A 17612-nucleotide genomic window follows, 5' to 3' on the forward strand; every position below is an offset into this window, starting at 1 on the left:
GTCCGGCGGTGTTCCGCCGCTGGCCAGCGCCCGGTTTGAGTCCGTCCGGAAGTTCAGGCTAAGATGGTACGTCGGTCATATGTTCAACAGGAGTTCTCATTAAACGAGATGCTAGTTCGCCCCTGGCGTTCGACGTCAAGGACCTCGGACGCAGTCCGGGAAGCATGCGGACGCTGACGGAACATGTACCCGCACCAAGTGATCTTGGTGTGGCACTCATTGGCGTGCAGGAAGGCTCGGATGTTGAGCTGGACCTGCGGCTCGAGGCCGTACACGAAGGAATTTTGGTATCAGGAACCGCGCTCGTCAAAGTAACTGGCGAATGCGGCCGATGCCTGGATCCCCTTGCGTATGACCAAGAGGTCGATGTGCAAGAACTTTTCTTCTACGAGGACGCTGTGTTCTCCGACGAAGAAGACGAAGAAGAGCAACGTCGAGTCGAGCACGATCTAATCGATCTTGAGCCGGTGTTGCGGGACGCAGTTGTAACCATACTGCCGTTCCAGCCGGTGTGCCGGGAAGACTGCCAGGGCCTTTGCTCCGAATGTGGAGTGCGCCTGGAAGACGAGCCGGGGCATCACCACGAGGTCGTAGATCCTCGCTGGGCCGCCCTGGCTGACTTGGCTAAGCCTGACCGGCAAAACTGATTTGTAAGTGTTTTTCTAGAGAGAAATGAGTTAGCCGTGGCTGTCCCGAAGCGGAAAATGTCTCGCTCGAATACCCGCGCCCGCCGCTCCCAGTGGAAGGCAACTGCCCCCGCCCTGGTGAAGACTGTCGAGAACGGTCAGGTCACGTACAGCCTGCCGCACCAGGCAAAGGTCGTTACCGACTCGGCTGGCACTGCGCTGTTCCTTGAATACAAGGGCCGCAAGGTCGCAGACGTCTAATCCGCCACTAGGCTGAAAAAGATGTCTTCAACTGAAGAGCTTCTGAAGCGTCTCGGTGTCACTATTGACGCCGGGACGCTTCGTCTTGCGCTCACGCACCGGTCCTACGCCTACGAAAACGGCGGCATTCCCACCAACGAACGGCTCGAGTTCCTGGGTGACTCCATCCTGGGCTTCTCCGTTACTGACGCGTTGTACCGGGACAACCCCACGCTGCCCGAAGGTGACCTGGCCAAGCGCCGGTCCGCCGTCGTCAGCACCCGGGCGCTGGCCGGCATCGGCCGCAGCATCGGGCTGGGCGAGTACATCTACCTCGGACAGGGCGAAAAGCTCACCCAGGGCAAGAACAAGGCGTCCATCCTCGCGGACACCATGGAGGCGCTGATCGGCGCCACCTACCTCTCCAACGACATCGAAACGGCCCGGCAACTGGTCATGCGCCTGGTCGGGCCGCTGTTGAAGGATGCCGCAGCCCTGGGCGCGGGAACTGACTGGAAGACTTCCATCCAGGAGCTGGCGGCCAGCCGGCAGCTCGGAACCATCAACTACGCGGTCGAGGGCTCGGGGCCGGACCACGCCCGGACGTTCGAGGCTGTGCTGCGGATCGGTGGCACGGACTACGGCACCGGCAGCGGCAATTCCAAGAAGGAAGCCGAACAGGAAGCCGCCGCCGACGCCTGGCGCCGGCTGACCGCCCCGTCGGCACCGCCCGCGGCATCGGCAGCCGAGCCGCAGCAGCTGCAGACCCAGACGGGCAGCTAGGCAGCGGCGTTGCCTGAACTGCCCGAGGTCGAGGTGGTCCGGCGCGGCCTGGTGAGCTGGGTGCGCGGCCGGACCATCACCTCCGTCGACGTGCTGGATCCGCGCTCCCTGCGCCGGCATGCGCTGGGCCCGGAGGACTTCGCCGGAAACCTTGAAGGGGCCCGGGTGCTGGACGTGGTCCGCCGCGGCAAATTCCTGTGGATGCCCCTGGCGGACACGCCCGCCGTTTCCGCAGACGCCGCACCCGGCGTCGCGCTCATGGCCCACCTGGGCATGTCCGGGCAGCTGCTCATGCAGGATCCCGGCGTCCCGGACGAAAAACACCTGAAAGTCAGGCTGCGGCTCAGCCCTGCCGCCGGCATGCCCGAACAGCTCCGCTTCGTGGACCAGCGCATCTTCGGCGGGTTGTTCCTCACCTCGCTGATCCCCACCGACGACGGCGGCCCGGGCGGCCTCGCCGAAACGCCGCTGCCGCTCATCGCCGAGGAAGCCGCCCATATTGCCCGGGACCCGCTCGATCCCTGTTTTTCCTTCGACGATTTCTACCGGCGCCTGCGGGCCCGCAAAACCGGGCTCAAACGGGCGCTGCTGGACCAGGGCCTGGTCTCCGGGATCGGGAACATCTACGCGGATGAGGCCCTCTGGAAAGCCCGGCTGCACTACGCCCGGCCCACCGACACCCTGCGCCGGGCCGACGCGCTCCGGGTGCTCGACGCAGCCCGCGAGGTCATGCTGGACGCCCTGGCCGCCGGCGGCACGAGCTTCGATTCGCTCTACGTCAACGTCAACGGCGCCTCCGGGTACTTCGACCGCTCCCTGAACGCCTACGGCCGCGAAGGCCTGGAATGCAAGCGCTGCGCCGCCGCCGGCCGGGTCAGCCTCATGAAGCGCGAACAGTTCATGAACCGTTCCTCCTATACCTGCCCCGTCTGCCAGCCCAAGCCGCGCAACGGCCGCTGGTAGGAGAGCCGGGCTCCCCGGACTCCCTAGGGCGTGGTTTCTTTCCCCCGCGGGCCGTAGTGCTCCGCCAGCCTCGCCAGGCCGTCGTCCAGGGACACGGCGGGGGTCCAGTCCAGGAGCTCGCGGGTCTCGCGCTGGTCGAACCAGTGGGCCGTGGAGAGCTGTTCGGCGAGGAACCTGGTCATCGGCGGCTCGTCGGCCCGCCCGGAACGGCCCCAGACCTTCTCCACGACCGATCCGGCGGTCCGCGCGAGCCTCCCCGGCACGCTCCACGACGGCGCGGGGACCCCGCCCGCGGCACAGATACCCGCCAGTAGCTCGCCGACCGGACGGGGCTCGCCGTTGCTGACCACCAGCGCCCGGCCGTGGATGTGCTCCATGCGGTGCAGCGCGGCGACGATGGCCGAGGCGGCGTTGTCCACATAGGTGGTGTCGATCAGGGCCGCACCGGCGTCGAGCAGCGGCAGCCGGCCGCGGCCTGCACGTTCCAGCACCCGTTCCACCAGTTGCGTGTCGCCCGGCCCCCAGACGATGTGCGGGCGGACCGCCGCGACCCGGAATTCCGGCGAGTCCGCGGCCAGCGCCAGGAGCTCGGCCGCGGCCTTGGTGCGGGAGTAGTCGCCGTGCGCGCGGGCCGGGTCCGCCGGCTCGGCGCCCAGCCCTGCGATGGCAGCCCCGGAGTTGGCCACGGACGGGGACGAGACGAACACCAGGTCCCGCACGCCGGCGTCGCGGGCCGCATGGAGCAGACGGCGGGTGCCTTCAACATTCACGTCGTCGAAATCGGCGGCGCGGCCCGTGAAGGAGACCTTTGCCGCCAGGTGGATGACGGCGTGGGCGCCGGCCACCGCGCGGCGGACGGCCTCGGGGTCAGTGACGGACCCGCAGAGGTCCGCGGCGCCGTCGACGCCCGAGGGACGCCGCTGGAAGGTGGTGACGGCGTGGCCCTGACGGACCAGCAGCCCTGCCACTTCGCGGCCGAGCAGGCCGCTCGCGCCGGTGACGAGGACCCTCATGGCGTGCCCGGACGGCCGCCGGCCAGCACCGCGGACGCCCACCGGGACAGGCGGGTCCTGTCGATCTTGGCGTTGTGGCGGATATCGGTCGGCTGGGAGGGGACCACGAGCACGGCGGACACGCTGACGCCGGCCTCGCGGGCTGCAGCGCGCACGCGCCCGGCGAGCTGCGGTGCGGCCGGGCCTGCCCGGCGCGCAGGCGGAACGGTTTCGACGACGGCGGCGACGGCCTGGGTCCCGGCGGGGCCGACCCCGATGACGGCGGCCAGCCCGACGCCGTCCAGGCGCTCGATGGCCTGCTCGGCGCCGACGGGCGTCACCACAGCACCCGGTGCGGTCACGACGTGCGCGAGGCGACCTTCCACCCAGAGCCGCCCGGCGGCGTCGAAGTGCCCGACGTCGCCGGTGCGGTGCCATCCGGCCGTGCGGACACTCTCTCGCTGGGTGAGCCAGAGCCTGTCATAGGCTTCCTTCACATGCGGGGCGCTGACGAGGATCTCGCCGGTGACTCCGGCCGCCGTGACGGGCTGGTCCCCGGGGGCGGAGCCATCCGAGGCGAGCGGGATGACGGCCACGCGGGCGCCGTGGACCGGCAGGCCCACGCACACGCCGTTGCCGGCCCCAGCCACGGTTCCGGCGGCGGCATCGGCCGCGGCGGAGCGGATCTGTTCGAGACTGATGTCGGTGACCGGCAGGGCCTCGGTCATCCCGTAGGGGGTGTGCAGTGACGCCAGGGGCACCATTCGCTGCACCTCTGCGAGGAGGGATTCGGGGACGGGCGCGCCGGCCGAAAGCAGCAGCTCCACGCGCCCCAGAGCCTCTAGCCCGGCCCCGCTCAGGCCGCCCCGGGTCACCAAGACATTGCGCAGTGCAGCGGGCGAGGCGAAGATCACCGTGGCGTCGATCGCCGCGGCGGCGTCCCCCAGCGCGCGGGCCGTCAGGGTGCGGGGCACGGTGACGTCCATGGCGGGCGTCACCGAGACGGCTCCAAGCGCCGGTCCCAGCAGGGCGAACGGAGCGAAGCCTGCCACCAGGCGCGCGCCCGGGCGGATCCCCAGCGTCGCGGCCACGGTATCCCGCATCGCGGCCAGCTGCCGGTGCGTGTACAGCACGCCCTTGGCCGGACCGGTGGAGCCGGAGGTGAAGAGTACGGCCGCGGGGGCGTCCGCGTCAGGGTCAGCGTCCGGCACCCGCGACGCCGGCTCCGGGCTGAGCCCGGCTCCGCGGCGTGCGAGGGCGGCGAGGGAGGTCTCCACGGCGAGGACGCGGCGGCGGCCGGCCGGCAGGTCCCGCACACTGATGCGCCTTCCGGACCAGCCGAGTGCCGCGGCGGCCGCCAGCGCCCTGTCGATGCCGATCAGGAAATCCGGGGTCGCGCCCTTCACGGCGCGGCTCAGCCCGCGGGTGCCGAGGCCGGCGTCGGCCACCACCACCACGGCGCCAAGCCGCAGGCAGGCGTAAAGGACCACGGTCAGGTCCACGCCCGGCGGGACCATCAGGCTCACCCGGCTGCCGGGCCCGACACCGGCTTCCTTCAGGCCTGCCGCGAGGGCGGCGATACTCCGTTCCAGCTCCTGCCAGCTGAGCGAGCGGGCGACGCTGCCGTCCGGGGCCATCTCCGCGACGGCGGTGTCCCCGCCGGCAGGTCCCGCCGCCAGCTCGGTGAGCGGGGCCCAAAGGGGCGGTAGCCCGGTGCCGGGGTCCGGCGTCGGGGGTTCCGGCGCCGGACCGTCCACGGGACCGTTGTCCTTGTCCCGGCGGTGCCCGGCGAGCCATTCGAAGACGGGGGCGGCAATGTTCCGGTCTTCGGCAACCAGATGGCCAGCACCCTCGAAGCGGTGCACCTTCGCGTCCGGCAGCCGGCCGATGAGGTCCTTGAGGTACCGGTCGGAAAAGATCGGGTCCCGCGGGCCCCAAAGCATCAGGGCCGGAACCTTCAGTCCGCGCAGCCCTTCGGCGACGCGGCTGAGCGCCGGGAAGCTGGGATGGGACGGGTCGGCGGGAATGTCGGCGACAAAGTTCCCCACGCCGGCGCGCCGGCCGGTGCCCCGGTAGGGGGCCATGAAGGCGCTGCGGACATCCGCGGCCAGCGGCGGGTGGGCCAGGGAATGCGTCACCCGAAGGAAGGTGTCCGACGTCGTGGTTCCCCAGCGGTGCACGGCGGGGTGCAGGGCAAGCCGCAGTGCAGGCGGGATGTTCGTACCGGCGGGCTGGTGGACGGCGGTGTTGGTCAGCCCCACCCCGGCGAGCTGCCGCGGATGTGCCAGGGCCCAGCCGAGGCTGATCACGCCACCCCAGTCGTGGCCGACTGTGACCACAGGCCCGTCCAGGCCGAGCGCGGCGGTGAGGTCGCCCAGGTCGTTGATCCGGTCCGCCAGGCGCCGGAACGTGCCGGTGCGCTCGGAGAAGCCCATATCCAGCTGGTCCACGGCCACAACCCGCCACGGATGGGCGGGATCGGAACCGGCCGCCAACAAGGTCCGCCACAGGTAAGACCAGGTCGGGTTGCCGTGCACGCACAGCAGGGTTCCGGCAGGAGTGAGGCCGCGGCGGGCCAGCTGGGCGCCGTTGTCGAGCAGGTGCCAGCGGCGCACGGTACCGGGCGCATCGGCGCCGGAGGTGGACGGCACATCGATTTCGCGCGACCACTCGGGGTCGACGCCGGTCCAGGCGGCGGTTACCAAACGATTTCCACCATGGCGGTGTTCAAACCGGAACCGACGCCCATGCACAGCACGCGGTCCCCGGCCTCGAGGGTCTCGGCCTCGGCCGCGAGGGTCATTGGCAGGGATGCCGGGCCCACGTTGCCCCAGTGCGGGAACGTGATCGGCACCTTGTCCGGGTCCAGGTCGATTGCGTCGATGATCGCCTGGGTGTAGGCCTTGCTCACCTGGTGCGTCACATAGCGCTCCATCGAGGTCCAGTCCCACTCCGGCTGCGCCTCCTGCCAGGCGTCGACGACGAGCTGCAGGCCGCCGTCGAGCAGGCCCTTGGTATCGGTGGCCATCCCGTCGATGCCGCCCACGCACAGTTCATGGTGTTCGGTGCCGGCACGCATCACGCCGCCGACGATCCGGTGCGCCCCGGGGTGTTGGTCCGCGGGGCCCAGGACCGCTGCGGCGGCTCCGGAACCCAGCGTGAGTGTTGCGAACTCGCGGTTGAAGTCCTCGCGGGTCGTCTCGGGCCGCTGCAGCCGCGCGAGGGTGGCCTCCTGCGTTGCCTGGGCGTCCTCGCCGTTGACGATCAGCGCGTACTTGATCTGGCCGGAGTCGATCATGTTTGCCGCCAGGGTCATCCCGTTGACGAATCCGAGGCAGGCGTTGGCCAGATCGAAGTTCATCGCTGACGACGGCAGGTTCAGTCCGTGGTGGATCTTCACCGCGACAGACGGTTCAAGGTTGCGCCGCGTGACCGAGGTGTTGATCAGCAGGCCAATGTCGGCCGCGTTAATGCCGGACTCGGCCAGGGCCTTCGCACCCGCCTCGATTGCTGCGTCGTCGAATGATGTCCCGGGGGCCCACCAGCGCCGGTGCGTGATGCCCGCGACCCGTTCGAGCAGCCTCGGCGGGAACTTCAGCCGCCGCAGGGTTGAAGCCAGCAGGCGGTCGAAATCCGTGGAACTGACGATCGTCGGAGCCTCGACGCTGCTCACCGAAAGCAAAGCGGTGTTCTCGTGCCGGAATGTTGCATTCCCTACCAAATCAAGCCCCTGTTCGTGTCTGTCCTGCGCTCCGGCCGTTGACTGCACCTTAAAGCACAAGCCCAAGAGCTTAACTATGCCCGGTGCGGGTCTGTTCCTGCACATGCCGGCTGCCGCATCTGCGGCGGCTTCGCACGGGTTCTGCGCAAAATTCCCGCGGCTCCGCAGTAGATTGTATGTACCCGGGGCGTCCCCGAACATCCGCGTCCGTCCAAAACCATGCTATTCGCCCACCACCATGCCCAGCCCGCCGAGCGAGAGATCCGAAGTACCTTGCATCTGAAGAGCCTGACCGTCCGGGGATTCAAGTCGTTCGCCTCCGCGACGACCTTCGAATTCGAACCCGGCGTTACCGCCGTGGTGGGCCCCAACGGTTCCGGTAAGTCGAACGTGGTGGATGCCCTGGCGTGGGTCATGGGCGAGCAGGGGGCCAAGACACTCCGCGGCGGCAAGATGGAGGACGTGATCTTCGCGGGCACCTCGGGCCGGCCGCCCCTCGGCCGGGCCCACGTCTCGCTGACCATCGACAACAGCGACGGCGCCCTGCCGATCGAATACAGCGAGGTCACCATCTCGCGCACCCTGTTCCGGACCGGCGGCTCGGAGTACGCCATCAACGGAGCGGGCTGCCGGCTGCTGGATATCCAGGAACTGCTCTCCGACTCGGGCCTGGGCCGCGAGATGCACGTGATTGTCGGCCAGGGCCAGCTGGATAAGGTCCTGCACGCCACCCCGGAGGACCGGCGCGGTTTCATCGAAGAGGCCGCCGGCATCCTCAAGCACCGCCGCCGCAAGGAAAAGACCGTCCGCAAGCTCGAAGCCATGCAGGCCAACCTGTCCCGGCTCAGTGACCTCACCGGCGAAATCCGGCGGCAGCTGACCCCGCTGGGAAAACAGGCGGAAGTTGCCCGGCGCGCCCAGAGCGTCCAGTTCGAGGTCCGCGACGCGCGCTCACGCCTCCTGGCCGACGACCTCGTGCAACTGCAGTCCGCCTTGGCGCAGGAAGTCGCGGATGAAACGGCGCTCAAGACGCGCCGCGCCGTCGTCGAACGTGACCTCGACGCCGGCCGCCAGCGCCAGGCGGCCCTCGAACAGCTCGCCGCCGAGGCCACGCCTACGCTGAACGCCGCCCGGGAAAACTGGTACTCCCTCTCCACCGGGCGCGAACGGCTCCGTTCCCTCGGTTCCCTCGCCGAGGAACGCCGCCGCCTGCTCGGCGCCGCGGACGTGGTTGCGGACACCGGCCGGGACCCGGACCAGCTGGAACAGCAGGCCGCCCGCGTCCGCGACGAGCAAGCCGGGCTGGAAGGCCAGATCCTGGAACGCACGGCGGCGCTGGACACGGCGACGGCCGCGAAACAGGACGCCGAACGTGCCGCCGCCGCCGAGGACAAGCGGCTCGCGGCCCTGCTCCGTGCTGCCGCGGACCGGCGCGAAGGCCTGGCGAAACTTGCGGGGCAGGTGGGCGCGGCACGGTCCCGGGTCGAGTCTGCCCAGGCCGAGCTCGGCCGCCTGCGCGAATCGCTCAAAGCGGGGGAGGAGCGCCGCCGGCAGGCGCACAGTGAGTTCACGGCCCTCGAAACGCAGGTCGCAGGGGTTGAAGACGGCGAGGAATCGCTCGACGCCGAGTACGAGGCCGCCAGTGAGGCCCTGGACGCCGTCCTCGCCGAGATCGATGAACTGGAAGCGGCAGAGCGGGAGGGCGAGCGGGAACGCGGAGCCCTCAAGGCCCGCCGCGAAGCCCTGCAGCTCGGGCTGAACCGCAAGGACGGCTCCGAGCACGTGCTCGGGGCCGGAAATTCCGGGATCCTCGCCGCCGGCGTCTTGGGATCCCTGGCGTCCATGATCACGGTGGAGGCCGGATTCGAACCCGCCATCGCTGCCGCACTGGGTGCCGCCTCTGACGCCGTGGTGGTCCGGGACCGGGAGACCGCCGCCGCCGCCGTGAAACTGCTCCGCGAGGACGACGCCGGCCGCGCCGCGCTGCTGCTGGCCTCCGCTGGCGTGGCCGACGCTCCAGGCGGGTCCGATGCTCCGGGCGGGTCCGCGTTGCGGCCGGTCCCCGCCGCGGGCGGCGGCACCACGTTGCCGGCGGGCGCGCGCTGGGCCGCGGAACTGGTTTCCGCGGGGCCGGACGCGGCCGGCCTGCCGTTGGCCGCCCTGCTGGCGGGCATCGCCGTCGTCGATGGCCTGGACGCCGCCGCACAGCTGACCGCCGCGCACCCCGAACTCACCGCCGTGACCCGGGCAGGGGACGTCTTCACGGCGTTGACCGTCACCGGCGGCTCCGCGACCGCGCCGTCGCTGCTGGAAGTCCAGGCGGCCGTCGACGACGCCGCCGCGAAGCTTGCCTCCGTCACGGCGGGGCTCGAACGCAACCGCTTCTCCCTCGCCACCGCCCGGACGCGGCGTGCCGAGGCCCGGGACCGTGCGGACGCGGCCCTCGCGAAGCTCCACGACTCCGACGCGAAACTCGCCGCCGTCGCCGAACGCCTGGGCCACCTCAACTCGGTCCTGCGCAGTGCCGTCGGGGAAAGCGAACGCCTGGCCGCGTCCCTGGCCAGCGCGGAGGCCAACATCGTCAGCGAACAACTTGCCTTGGAAACGGTGACCGCACGGCTCGCCGCGGCCCAGGAGGCCCCCGCGGAGCAGGAACCCTCCCCGGAGCACCGCGACGCGCTGGCCCTGGCCGCCTCGCTGGCCCGCACGGCCGAGATGGAGGCCCGGCTGGCGCTGCGCAGCGCCGAGGAACAGCTCACGGCCACCCGCAACCGGGCCGCGTCGCTGGAACGGGCCGCGGCCACCGAGCGCCGTGCACGGGAGGAAGCCGCGGAACGGGCCCGCCGCCGGCGGGTTCAGGCCGGGCGCGCGGCCGCTGTCGCCGACGCCGCGCAGCAAGTGATCGGTTTCATCGACGTGTCCGTGGAGCTGGCCCGCAGGGAACGGGACGGCGCCGAGGAACGCCGGGAGGAAATGGAGCGCGACCTGGCCGCCGTCCGGAGCGGTAACGACGCCCTGGCCCGGGAACTGGCCGAACTCACTGACTCCGTCCACCGCGACGAGCTCGCCCGCACGCAGCAGCGGCTGCGGATCGAGGCGCTGGAACTCAAGAGCGTGGACGAGCTCGGGCTGACCGCCGAGCAGCTCGTGGCCGACTACGGGCCGGACCGGCCGGTTCCCGTGCCCGCCGGCGGCGCCGCAGACAAATGGGCCGCCCTGCGCGCCCCGGTGGACGAGGAGGGGCGCGAGATTGCCGAAGGCACGCCCTTCGTCCGGGAGGAACAGGAAAAGCGGCTCAAACGCGCCGAACGCGACCTCTCGGCCCTAGGCAAGGTCAACCCGCTGGCGCTCGAGGAGTTCGCCGCGCTCGAGGAGCGCCACCAGTTCCTCAGCACCCAGCTTGAAGACCTCAAATCCAGCCGCAAGGACCTGCTGGACATCATCAAGGAAGTCGACGAGCGCGTCCAGAAGGTTTTTGCCGAAGCCTTCGAGGACACGTCCCGGCAGTTTGTCCGCGTCTTCGCCCGGCTGTTCCCGGGCGGCGAGGGCCGGCTGGTCCTGACCGACCCCTCGGACATGCTCACCACCGGCATCGAAGTGGAAGCCCGGCCGGCCGGCAAGAAGATCAAGCGGCTCTCGCTGCTCTCCGGCGGCGAGCGTTCCCTGACGGCGGTAGCGCTGCTGGTGGCCATCTTCAAGGCCAGGCCCTCGCCGTTCTACGTCATGGACGAGGTGGAGGCGGCCCTCGATGACACCAACCTGGGCCGGCTCATCACCATCTTCGAAGAGCTGCGCGAATCCAGCCAGCTGATCGTCATCACCCACCAGAAGCGCACCATGGAGGTTGCCGACGCCCTCTACGGCGTCACAATGCGCGGCGACGGCGTTTCCACGGTCATCAGTCAACGGCTCGGTGCTGACGTATAGGGTCAGCCCCCACAGGCGCAACGAAAACGCTGGCCACGGCCCATTTGGGGTTTGTGAGAAGCTAGGGGAGTGAACGACATCCTCCCTATTATTCTGCCCATTCTCGCTGTCCTGGTGGTCCTCGGCGCGCTGATTCCGGTGCTCATGAAGACCCGGAAGAACGTCAAGAACTATCCCGGCACGCGTGACGCAAACGATCCCGTGCAGGCGCGGGGAGCCGGAACCTTGGTGGAGGACCGTCCCGCGCCGGCTCCGGAACGATCCGCACCGGACGGCGTCGGGCTCGCAGGTCCCGAAACGGTCGAGGTGCCGGACAACGCCGCCGGCCTGGAAACCGTGCCGGTGGAAACCCCGCTGCCGGTGGCCGGTCGCCTGACCCGCCTCCGCGAGCGGCTGGTCAAGTCCAACACCATCCTGGGCAAGGGACTGCTGGCGCTGCTCTCCGCGGACAAGATCGACGAAAACGTCTGGGACGAGGTCGAGGAAACCCTCCTGCTGGCCGACCTCGGCACGGAACCGACCATGCAGCTCGTGGACGCGCTCCGCGAACGCGTCAAGGTGATTGGCACCCGTTCGCCCGAGCACGTCAAGGCGCTGCTCCGCGAGGAACTCATCAAGCTGGTGGATCCCACTATGGACCGCAGCCTGAACGTCCAGCGCCACGCGGACAAGCCCGCCGTCATGATGGTGGTCGGCGTCAACGGCGTCGGCAAGACCACCACCGTGGGCAAGCTCGCCCGCGTGCTCGTGGCCGAGGACAAGGACGTGCTGCTGGGCGCCGCCGACACCTTCCGCGCCGCCGCCGCCGAGCAGCTGGCCACGTGGGGCCAGCGCGTGGGCGTGCCCACCGTGAAGTCGGACATTGAAGGTGCGGACCCGGCATCGGTCGCCTACGAGGCCGTCAAGGCAGGCATCGACCAGGAGGTCGACGTCGTCATGATCGACACTGCGGGGCGCCTGCAGAACAAGGTCGGCCTGATGGACGAGCTCGGCAAGGTCAAGCGGGTCATCGAAAAGCTCGCCGAAGTGGACGAGGTGCTGCTGGTCCTGGACGCCACCACGGGCCAGAACGGGCTCAACCAGGCCCGGGTGTTCGCCGAGGTGGTGAACATCACCGGGATCGTCCTGACCAAGCTGGACGGCACCGCCAAGGGCGGGATCGTGGTGGCCATCCAGAAGTCCCTCGGCGTGCCGGTCAAGCTGATCGGGCTGGGCGAAGGAGCCGACGACCTCGCCCCGTTCGACGCCGAGGCGTTTGTGGACGCGCTGCTGAACTAACAGGCACCACCGCAACAAGAAGTGCCCCGGTCCACAGGACCGGGGCACTTCTTGTTAACCGCAGCCCCGGCTGGGGCGTCGGGTCAGTAGCTGAAGTTGAGCACCGTCACGGTGCCGGCCGTCAGCTTGAACTTCTGCGTCTGGGAACCGTAGGAGAATCCCGGCACGGTGGCCCGTTTCGCGGCAGGAACGGGACCTGCCTTGGCTCCGTCGATCACAGTGCTGTCCTGGGCGTCCAGACGGGGGCCGCTGAGCTGGGTCATGGTTCCGCGAAGGGCATAGCCGGGCAGCGTGAGCGACACCTCGGTCTGGGCGGCCTTCGCGGGGTCGTTTTTGTTGACGATGACCACCGTGGTGCTGCCGTCAGCGTTCTGCAGCGCGTAGGTGTTGGACGAGCCGCCGCCCTTGCTGTCCAGATTGAGGAACTTCCCCGGCGCCAGGTCGGCGACCATCGCCATGCCGAAGTAGTTCGCACGGGGGACCATCTCGCCATTGGGCTCCAGGTAGGCGCCGCCGCTGCAGATCACTGACATTGGCGGGCCGCCCTTGCAGGTGGCCATTGAGCTGTGGAAGCCAAGCCTGGTGATGCCAAGCCGGGCGGCGTTCAAGGAATAGTCCGCGGCCCACAGCGCTGTCGCATGGGTCTTGGTTGTCTGGTTGGAGCCGGGGCATGCGGACATTCCCGTTTCCGCGAGCCATGTCTCCATCCCGGCAGATTTTGCCGCGTCAAGGGCATGCTGCTGGTAGCTGGCGGCGCGCTGGTGAATTGCCTGTCCCAGCAGGTTGGGGATTGTCGGGAAGCCGTCCGACGTCGTGTCAGTGCAGCTGTAGAGCGGGTAGTTATGGAAGGACAGAACCTTCTTCTGCGGCAGATCGGCATCCATAAAGGGCTTCCACCACTTTTGGTCATAGACTCCAGGTCCGGAGATGACCACGTTGGGGGCGGCAGCGTAGATGGCGTCGGCATACGCCTTAAGTTCCGTGACGTACTTTTCGATGCCGTAGTCGGCCGGCCGCAGTTTTGTATAGGCAAACCCGTTGGGTTCGTTACCGACGGTGAAGCTCAGCAGACGCGGGCCGAAGATCTTTGACGCGTACTTGATCATGTCCGCAGCGCGGTCGGGGCTGTAGTGTCCGAGGTCCACGGTGAGGCTGATCTTGGCATTGGTCGCCTCCAGGAGGGCGGCCACCCGCTGGAAGTCATCCGGCGTGACCACCTTGGCCGGCCGTGTCTTGTCTCCCGTGTAGCTGGCGGGCAGCGCCTCGCCCGTGGAAGTCCAGAAGAACCGGCGATCGACAGCGTTTCCTCCGAATCGCAGCACGGTGTCCTCGGAGTCCTTGAGCAGCTTCACCATAGAAGCGTTGGTGGCGCTCAGCGCGGGGTCCGCCAGATCGGTTGCTTCCAGCGAAATCCCGACCGTGCCCTTGTTCAGGGTGGTTCCCACGGGCTCGTTCTTCACCGTCAGTTCCAGCGGATCCACGTTCTCCAACGGGGAACCGCTGGGCGGCGGAATCTGCTTGTAGTACGTGACGGCCGGAGCCTTCCCGGTCGGGGCAGGCTTCACCGGCGTGTCCTGGACGGGAGCTTGAGCGGTGCCGGCCTTGTTGGCGTTCAACGACACCGTGAGCAGCACGGCCACCAGTGCAACGACGGCGATGGCCGCGATGACCGCGATACGACGCATCCTGGTGACTCTGCGGGGTGGCCGGGCTCTTATGGAGTCAGGCTCCTGGTCGGTTAACGGGTGGTCAGTGTCGGGCATGACGGATTCTCCAGCAGTCTTGGTTGGTTTGCCCTTAGCCTAGTCAATTACTGGAAGCGCGAGCGCTGACACTCAGGAGAACGGACGCTGGAAGGTTTCGCGGGCCGTCAGCCACACGGCCGCGGCGGCCAGCAGCACGCCTCCAGTGACGCCGAAGGCCCAGCCATAGCCGAGCCGGTCCGCCAGCAGCCCGGCCACCACGGGCCCGACGATCGCGCCGCTGTCGGAGGCCATTTGAAAGACCGCCAGGACCCGGCCGCCCGAGCGTTCATTGCCGATCACATCGGCAATGGCAGCCTGTTGCGCCGGTCCCAGCAGCCCGGAGCCGATCCCGGCGCAGGCGGAGGCGAGCAGGAACCAGGGCAGCTCGTGCGTGAACCCGATCGCCGCCGTGGCCGTGCCGGTGACCAACAGCCCGGCCAGTAGGAGCGGCTTGCGGCCCAGGCTGTCCGCCAGCCGGCCGGAGAATGTCAGTGCCACCGCGTTTCCGCCCGCAAACACGGCCAGGGCCCAACCGGCAGACTGCGGCCCGGCGCCGAGCGCCACGACGGCGAACAGCGGCACCGTGGCCATCCTCACCCCGAACGTGGCCCAGCCGTTGGCGAAGCTGGAAAACAGGCCCGCACGGTACGCGCTGTCCCGCAGCGCGTCGCGGAGCTCCATCGCCGGGGCTGCGGCGCCGGACTCCCGCGAGGCGGCCGGCACGTGACTGAGCTGGGTCTGCACCACGAAGGCGGCCAGGAGCAGGGCCGCCGCATAGGCGAGGAACGGCACCCGCAGGCCGAACCCGGCCAGCAGCCCGCCGACGATCGGTCCGCAGACATTGCCAATCAGGAAGGCCGAGGCATAGGCACCGGAAACCCGGCCCCGGCTCTCCGGCGGCGCGAGCCGGACCACCAGTGCCATGGACGCCACGGTGAACATCACCGAGCCCGCGCCGCCCAGGCCGCGGAAGATCAGCAGCTGCCAGTAGTCCTGGGCGAAGGCGCAGGCCGCCGTCGACACCGCCACGATCAGCAGTCCGGCGACGTAAACGGGCCGTTCGCCCAGCTTCACGATCAGGGCGCCGCCAGCCGGGGCGAACACGAGCCGCATGAACGCAAAGATGCTCACGATCACGGCAGCCGCCGTCGCGCCGACGTCGAACGTGGTCGCGAACTGGGGCAGCACCGGTGCGACGAGGCCAAAGCCGATGGCGATCAGGAACGCCGCGACCAGCATCACCTTGATATCCCGGGGCAGGCGCGAACGCCCCGGAGCCCCGGAGGGCACCTGCGGGGCTGCTTCGCCGGCGGGGCGGGAGGGGTTGCTCATAGTGCTGTCGTCCTTGGCTGGAAGCGGGGCCCGTGGCGGCCGGCCCCCAAGAGAGAAATTAAACGGATGAAACATAACCGTAACAAGCATGAGACGCACCATTTACGTCCGGGAGGTTCTTGTAACTTCCCGGCAATGCAAATCCTCCGCCAGCGAAACACAGCCCCGCGAAAATCTTTACTAGAACGCAAATAATGCGTTGGGACCGGCGGACCACTCCGCACCTAAAAGCAAGAGAGGACGTAGACCATGGAACTCACCGCAGGTCTCGTTTGGCTCCTGGTCGCCGCAGCCTTAGTGCTGTTCATGACCCCGGGCCTAGCATTCTTCTACGGCGGCATGACTCGCGCCAAGTCGGCTTTGAACATGATGATGATGAGCTTCGTCGCCATCGGAACCGTTGGCATCATGTGGGTCCTCTGGGGCGCTTCGATGGCTACGAGCAACGACGACAACTTCTACCAGATCTTCGCGAACCCGTTCAGCCACTTCGGCCTCCACGGCTTCACCGAGCCCGCTGATCTGCTCAAGGTCGGCTACGCAGCCACCTTCGCGATCATCACCGTGGCCCTGATCTCCGGTGCTGTCGCCGACCGCGCCAAGTTCTCCGCCTGGGTGGTCTTCACCCCCATCTGGGCCACCCTGGTCTACGCGCCGCTGGCCTTCATGGTCTGGGGCGGCGGCCTCTTCTCCGCTAACGGCTGGTTCGGCAAGACGTTCGCACCCGTCATCGACTTCGCCGGCGGCACGGTGGTCCACATCAACGCCGGCGTCGCGGGCCTCATCCTGGTCCTGATCATCGGCAACCGGAAGGGCTTCGGCAAGGACCCGAACCACCGCCCGCACAACATCCCGTTCGTCATGCTCGGCGCGGCCATCCTGTGGTTCGGCTGGTTCGGCTTCAACGCCGGCGCCGCCGCGACCGTAGAGCAGGCAGGCCTCATCTGGATCAACACCCTGGCCGCCCCGGCCGCCGCGATGCTGGGCTGGCTCGCCGTGGAACGCTTCCGCGACGGTCACCCGACTTCCCTCGGTGCCGCCTCCGGCGTCGTGGCCGGCCTTGTTGCCATCACCCCGGCCTGCGCCAACGTCTCCCCGCTCGGCGCGATCGCCCTCGGCGTCGCGGCCGGTGTGGCTTCCGCGCTCGCCGTCGGCCTGAAGTTCAAGTTCGGCTACGATGACTCGCTCGACGTCGTCGGTGTCCACCTCGTCTCCGGCGTCATCGGCACCGTGGCGATCGGCTTCCTCGCCACCCCGACCCAGGGCCCCGCAGGCCTGTTCTACGGCGGCGGCACCACGCAGCTGGTCGCCCAGACCCTCGCGGCCCTGATCTCCATCGCCTTCACCGCGGTGATGACCTTCATCATCGCCTTCCCGATCCACAAGCTCATGGGCTTCCGGGTCTCCCAGGAACAGGAAGTCGTCGGCGTGGACCTGAGCCTGCACGCCGAGACGGCCTACGAGTTCGGCGTCGGCGGCCACGGCGGCAGCTTCCAGCCGCTGCACGAGCTCATTACCGGCAAACCGCAGGAAGACAGCTCAGTCTCCGCAGCACCGGTGGACGTCGCGTCCAACGGCAAGAAGAACGCAACGGGTAAGGAAAGTGTGGGGGCATGAAACTGATCACGGCAATCGTTCGTCCGGAAAAGCTGGAAGCTATTCGCGAGGGCCTGGAGGCCTACGGTGTGCAGGGCCTCACGGTCAGCGCGGCAAGCGGCTACGGCCGGCAGCGCGGCTACACCGAGGTGTACCGCGGCGCCGAGTACAACGTGGACCTCCTGCCCAAGATCCGGGTAGAAGTCCTGGCCACCGACGAACAGGCCGACGACATCCTGGATGTCATCATCGCCAGTTCAAACACGGGCCGGGCCGGCGACGGCAAGGTCTGGACGATGGACGTGTTCGAGGCCGTCAGGGTCCGCACCGGAGAGCGCGGCTCGGCAGCGATCTAGCTGCTCAGCGTCCGCCCCGGAAGGGAGCCGGACATCGCCGCACTGACACTGCA

At 68.8% G+C, this 17612-nt stretch carries 13 protein-coding genes; 8 read left to right on the forward strand and 5 right to left on the reverse strand.

The annotated features are described in order from the left end of the window. The first annotated feature begins 122 nt into the window (after positions 1-122). From C8D78_RS14370 to mutM, 4 genes are read left to right on the forward strand one after another with little or no spacing between them, the layout of a single operon-like run. Complete coding sequence (locus C8D78_RS14370; RefSeq protein ID WP_120954549.1) at positions 123-647, forward strand: YceD family protein; 525 nt, start codon at positions 123-125, stop codon at positions 645-647. Between the two features lie 36 nt (positions 648-683). Continuing rightward, positions 684-887 carry a 50S ribosomal protein L32 gene (rpmF, locus tag C8D78_RS14375; protein ID WP_120954550.1) on the forward strand — a complete coding sequence of 68 codons (204 nt, stop codon included), beginning with the start codon at positions 684-686 and terminating at the stop codon, positions 885-887. Between the two features lie 21 nt (positions 888-908). Beyond that, positions 909-1649 carry a ribonuclease III gene (rnc, locus tag C8D78_RS14380; protein WP_120954551.1) on the forward strand — a complete coding sequence of 247 codons (741 nt, stop codon included), beginning with the start codon at positions 909-911 and terminating at the stop codon, positions 1647-1649. A 9-nt stretch (positions 1650-1658) separates the two neighbouring features. Continuing rightward, the gene (mutM, locus tag C8D78_RS14385) at positions 1659-2612 is read left to right on the forward strand and encodes a bifunctional DNA-formamidopyrimidine glycosylase/DNA-(apurinic or apyrimidinic site) lyase (protein ID WP_120954552.1); all 954 of its coding nucleotides are present in this window, start codon (positions 1659-1661) and stop codon (positions 2610-2612) included. Between the two features lie 23 nt (positions 2613-2635). Here mutM and C8D78_RS14390 read toward each other — a convergent pair whose 3' ends face one another. The 3 genes from C8D78_RS14390 to C8D78_RS14400 are packed head-to-tail and all read right to left on the reverse strand — an operon-like array spanning position 2636 to position 7325. Further along, positions 2636-3625: an NAD-dependent epimerase/dehydratase family protein gene (locus tag C8D78_RS14390; protein ID WP_120954596.1), complete on the reverse strand. Its 990-nt coding sequence runs from the start codon at positions 3623-3625 to the stop codon at positions 2636-2638. Continuing rightward, a complete protein-coding gene (locus tag C8D78_RS14395; RefSeq protein ID WP_120954553.1) occupies positions 3622-6309 on the reverse strand; it encodes an alpha/beta fold hydrolase in 2688 nt (895 codons plus the stop codon). The genes C8D78_RS14390 and C8D78_RS14395 overlap by 4 nt, the downstream gene beginning before the upstream one ends. Next, entirely contained in the window at positions 6303-7325 is a 1023-nt protein-coding gene (locus C8D78_RS14400) for a 3-oxoacyl-ACP synthase III (RefSeq protein ID WP_120954554.1), read from the reverse strand. Before C8D78_RS14400 ends, C8D78_RS14395 begins: the two co-directional genes overlap by 7 nt. 273 nt (positions 7326-7598) lie before the next feature. On the opposite strand from C8D78_RS14400, the gene smc reads away from it, so the two are divergent. Together smc and ftsY are read left to right on the forward strand one after the other, a co-directional pair. Continuing rightward, positions 7599-11252, forward strand: a complete 3654-nt coding sequence (gene smc / locus C8D78_RS14405; protein WP_208641964.1) for a chromosome segregation protein SMC — start codon at positions 7599-7601, stop codon at positions 11250-11252. Between the two features lie 69 nt (positions 11253-11321). Continuing rightward, positions 11322-12530, forward strand: coding sequence for a signal recognition particle-docking protein FtsY (ftsY, locus tag C8D78_RS14410; RefSeq protein ID WP_120954555.1), 1209 nt, complete (start codon positions 11322-11324; stop codon positions 12528-12530). A gap of 83 nt (positions 12531-12613) precedes the next feature. Here the strand turns inward: ftsY and C8D78_RS14415 are convergent, their stop codons facing one another. Beyond that, on the reverse strand, positions 12614-14215 hold the full coding sequence (locus C8D78_RS14415) for a hypothetical protein (protein ID WP_120954556.1): 1602 nt from the start codon (positions 14213-14215) through the stop codon (positions 12614-12616). A 150-nt stretch (positions 14216-14365) separates the two neighbouring features. Next, on the reverse strand, positions 14366-15607 hold the full coding sequence (locus C8D78_RS14420; protein WP_120954557.1) for an MFS transporter: 1242 nt from the start codon (positions 15605-15607) through the stop codon (positions 14366-14368). 249 nt (positions 15608-15856) lie between these two features. Between C8D78_RS14420 and C8D78_RS14425 the strand changes: the two genes are divergently transcribed. Next, positions 15857-17224 (forward strand): ammonium transporter, encoded by a 1368-nt coding sequence (locus tag C8D78_RS14425; protein ID WP_120954558.1) that lies wholly within the window; start codon positions 15857-15859, stop codon positions 17222-17224. After that, a complete protein-coding gene (locus tag C8D78_RS14430) occupies positions 17221-17559 on the forward strand; it encodes a P-II family nitrogen regulator (RefSeq protein WP_028276847.1) in 339 nt (112 codons plus the stop codon). The genes C8D78_RS14425 and C8D78_RS14430 overlap by 4 nt, the downstream gene beginning before the upstream one ends. Positions 17560-17612: the final 53 nt, after the last annotated feature.

This window comes from Arthrobacter oryzae (assembly GCF_003634095.1).
Lineage (GTDB): Bacteria > Actinomycetota > Actinomycetes > Actinomycetales > Micrococcaceae > Arthrobacter > Arthrobacter oryzae.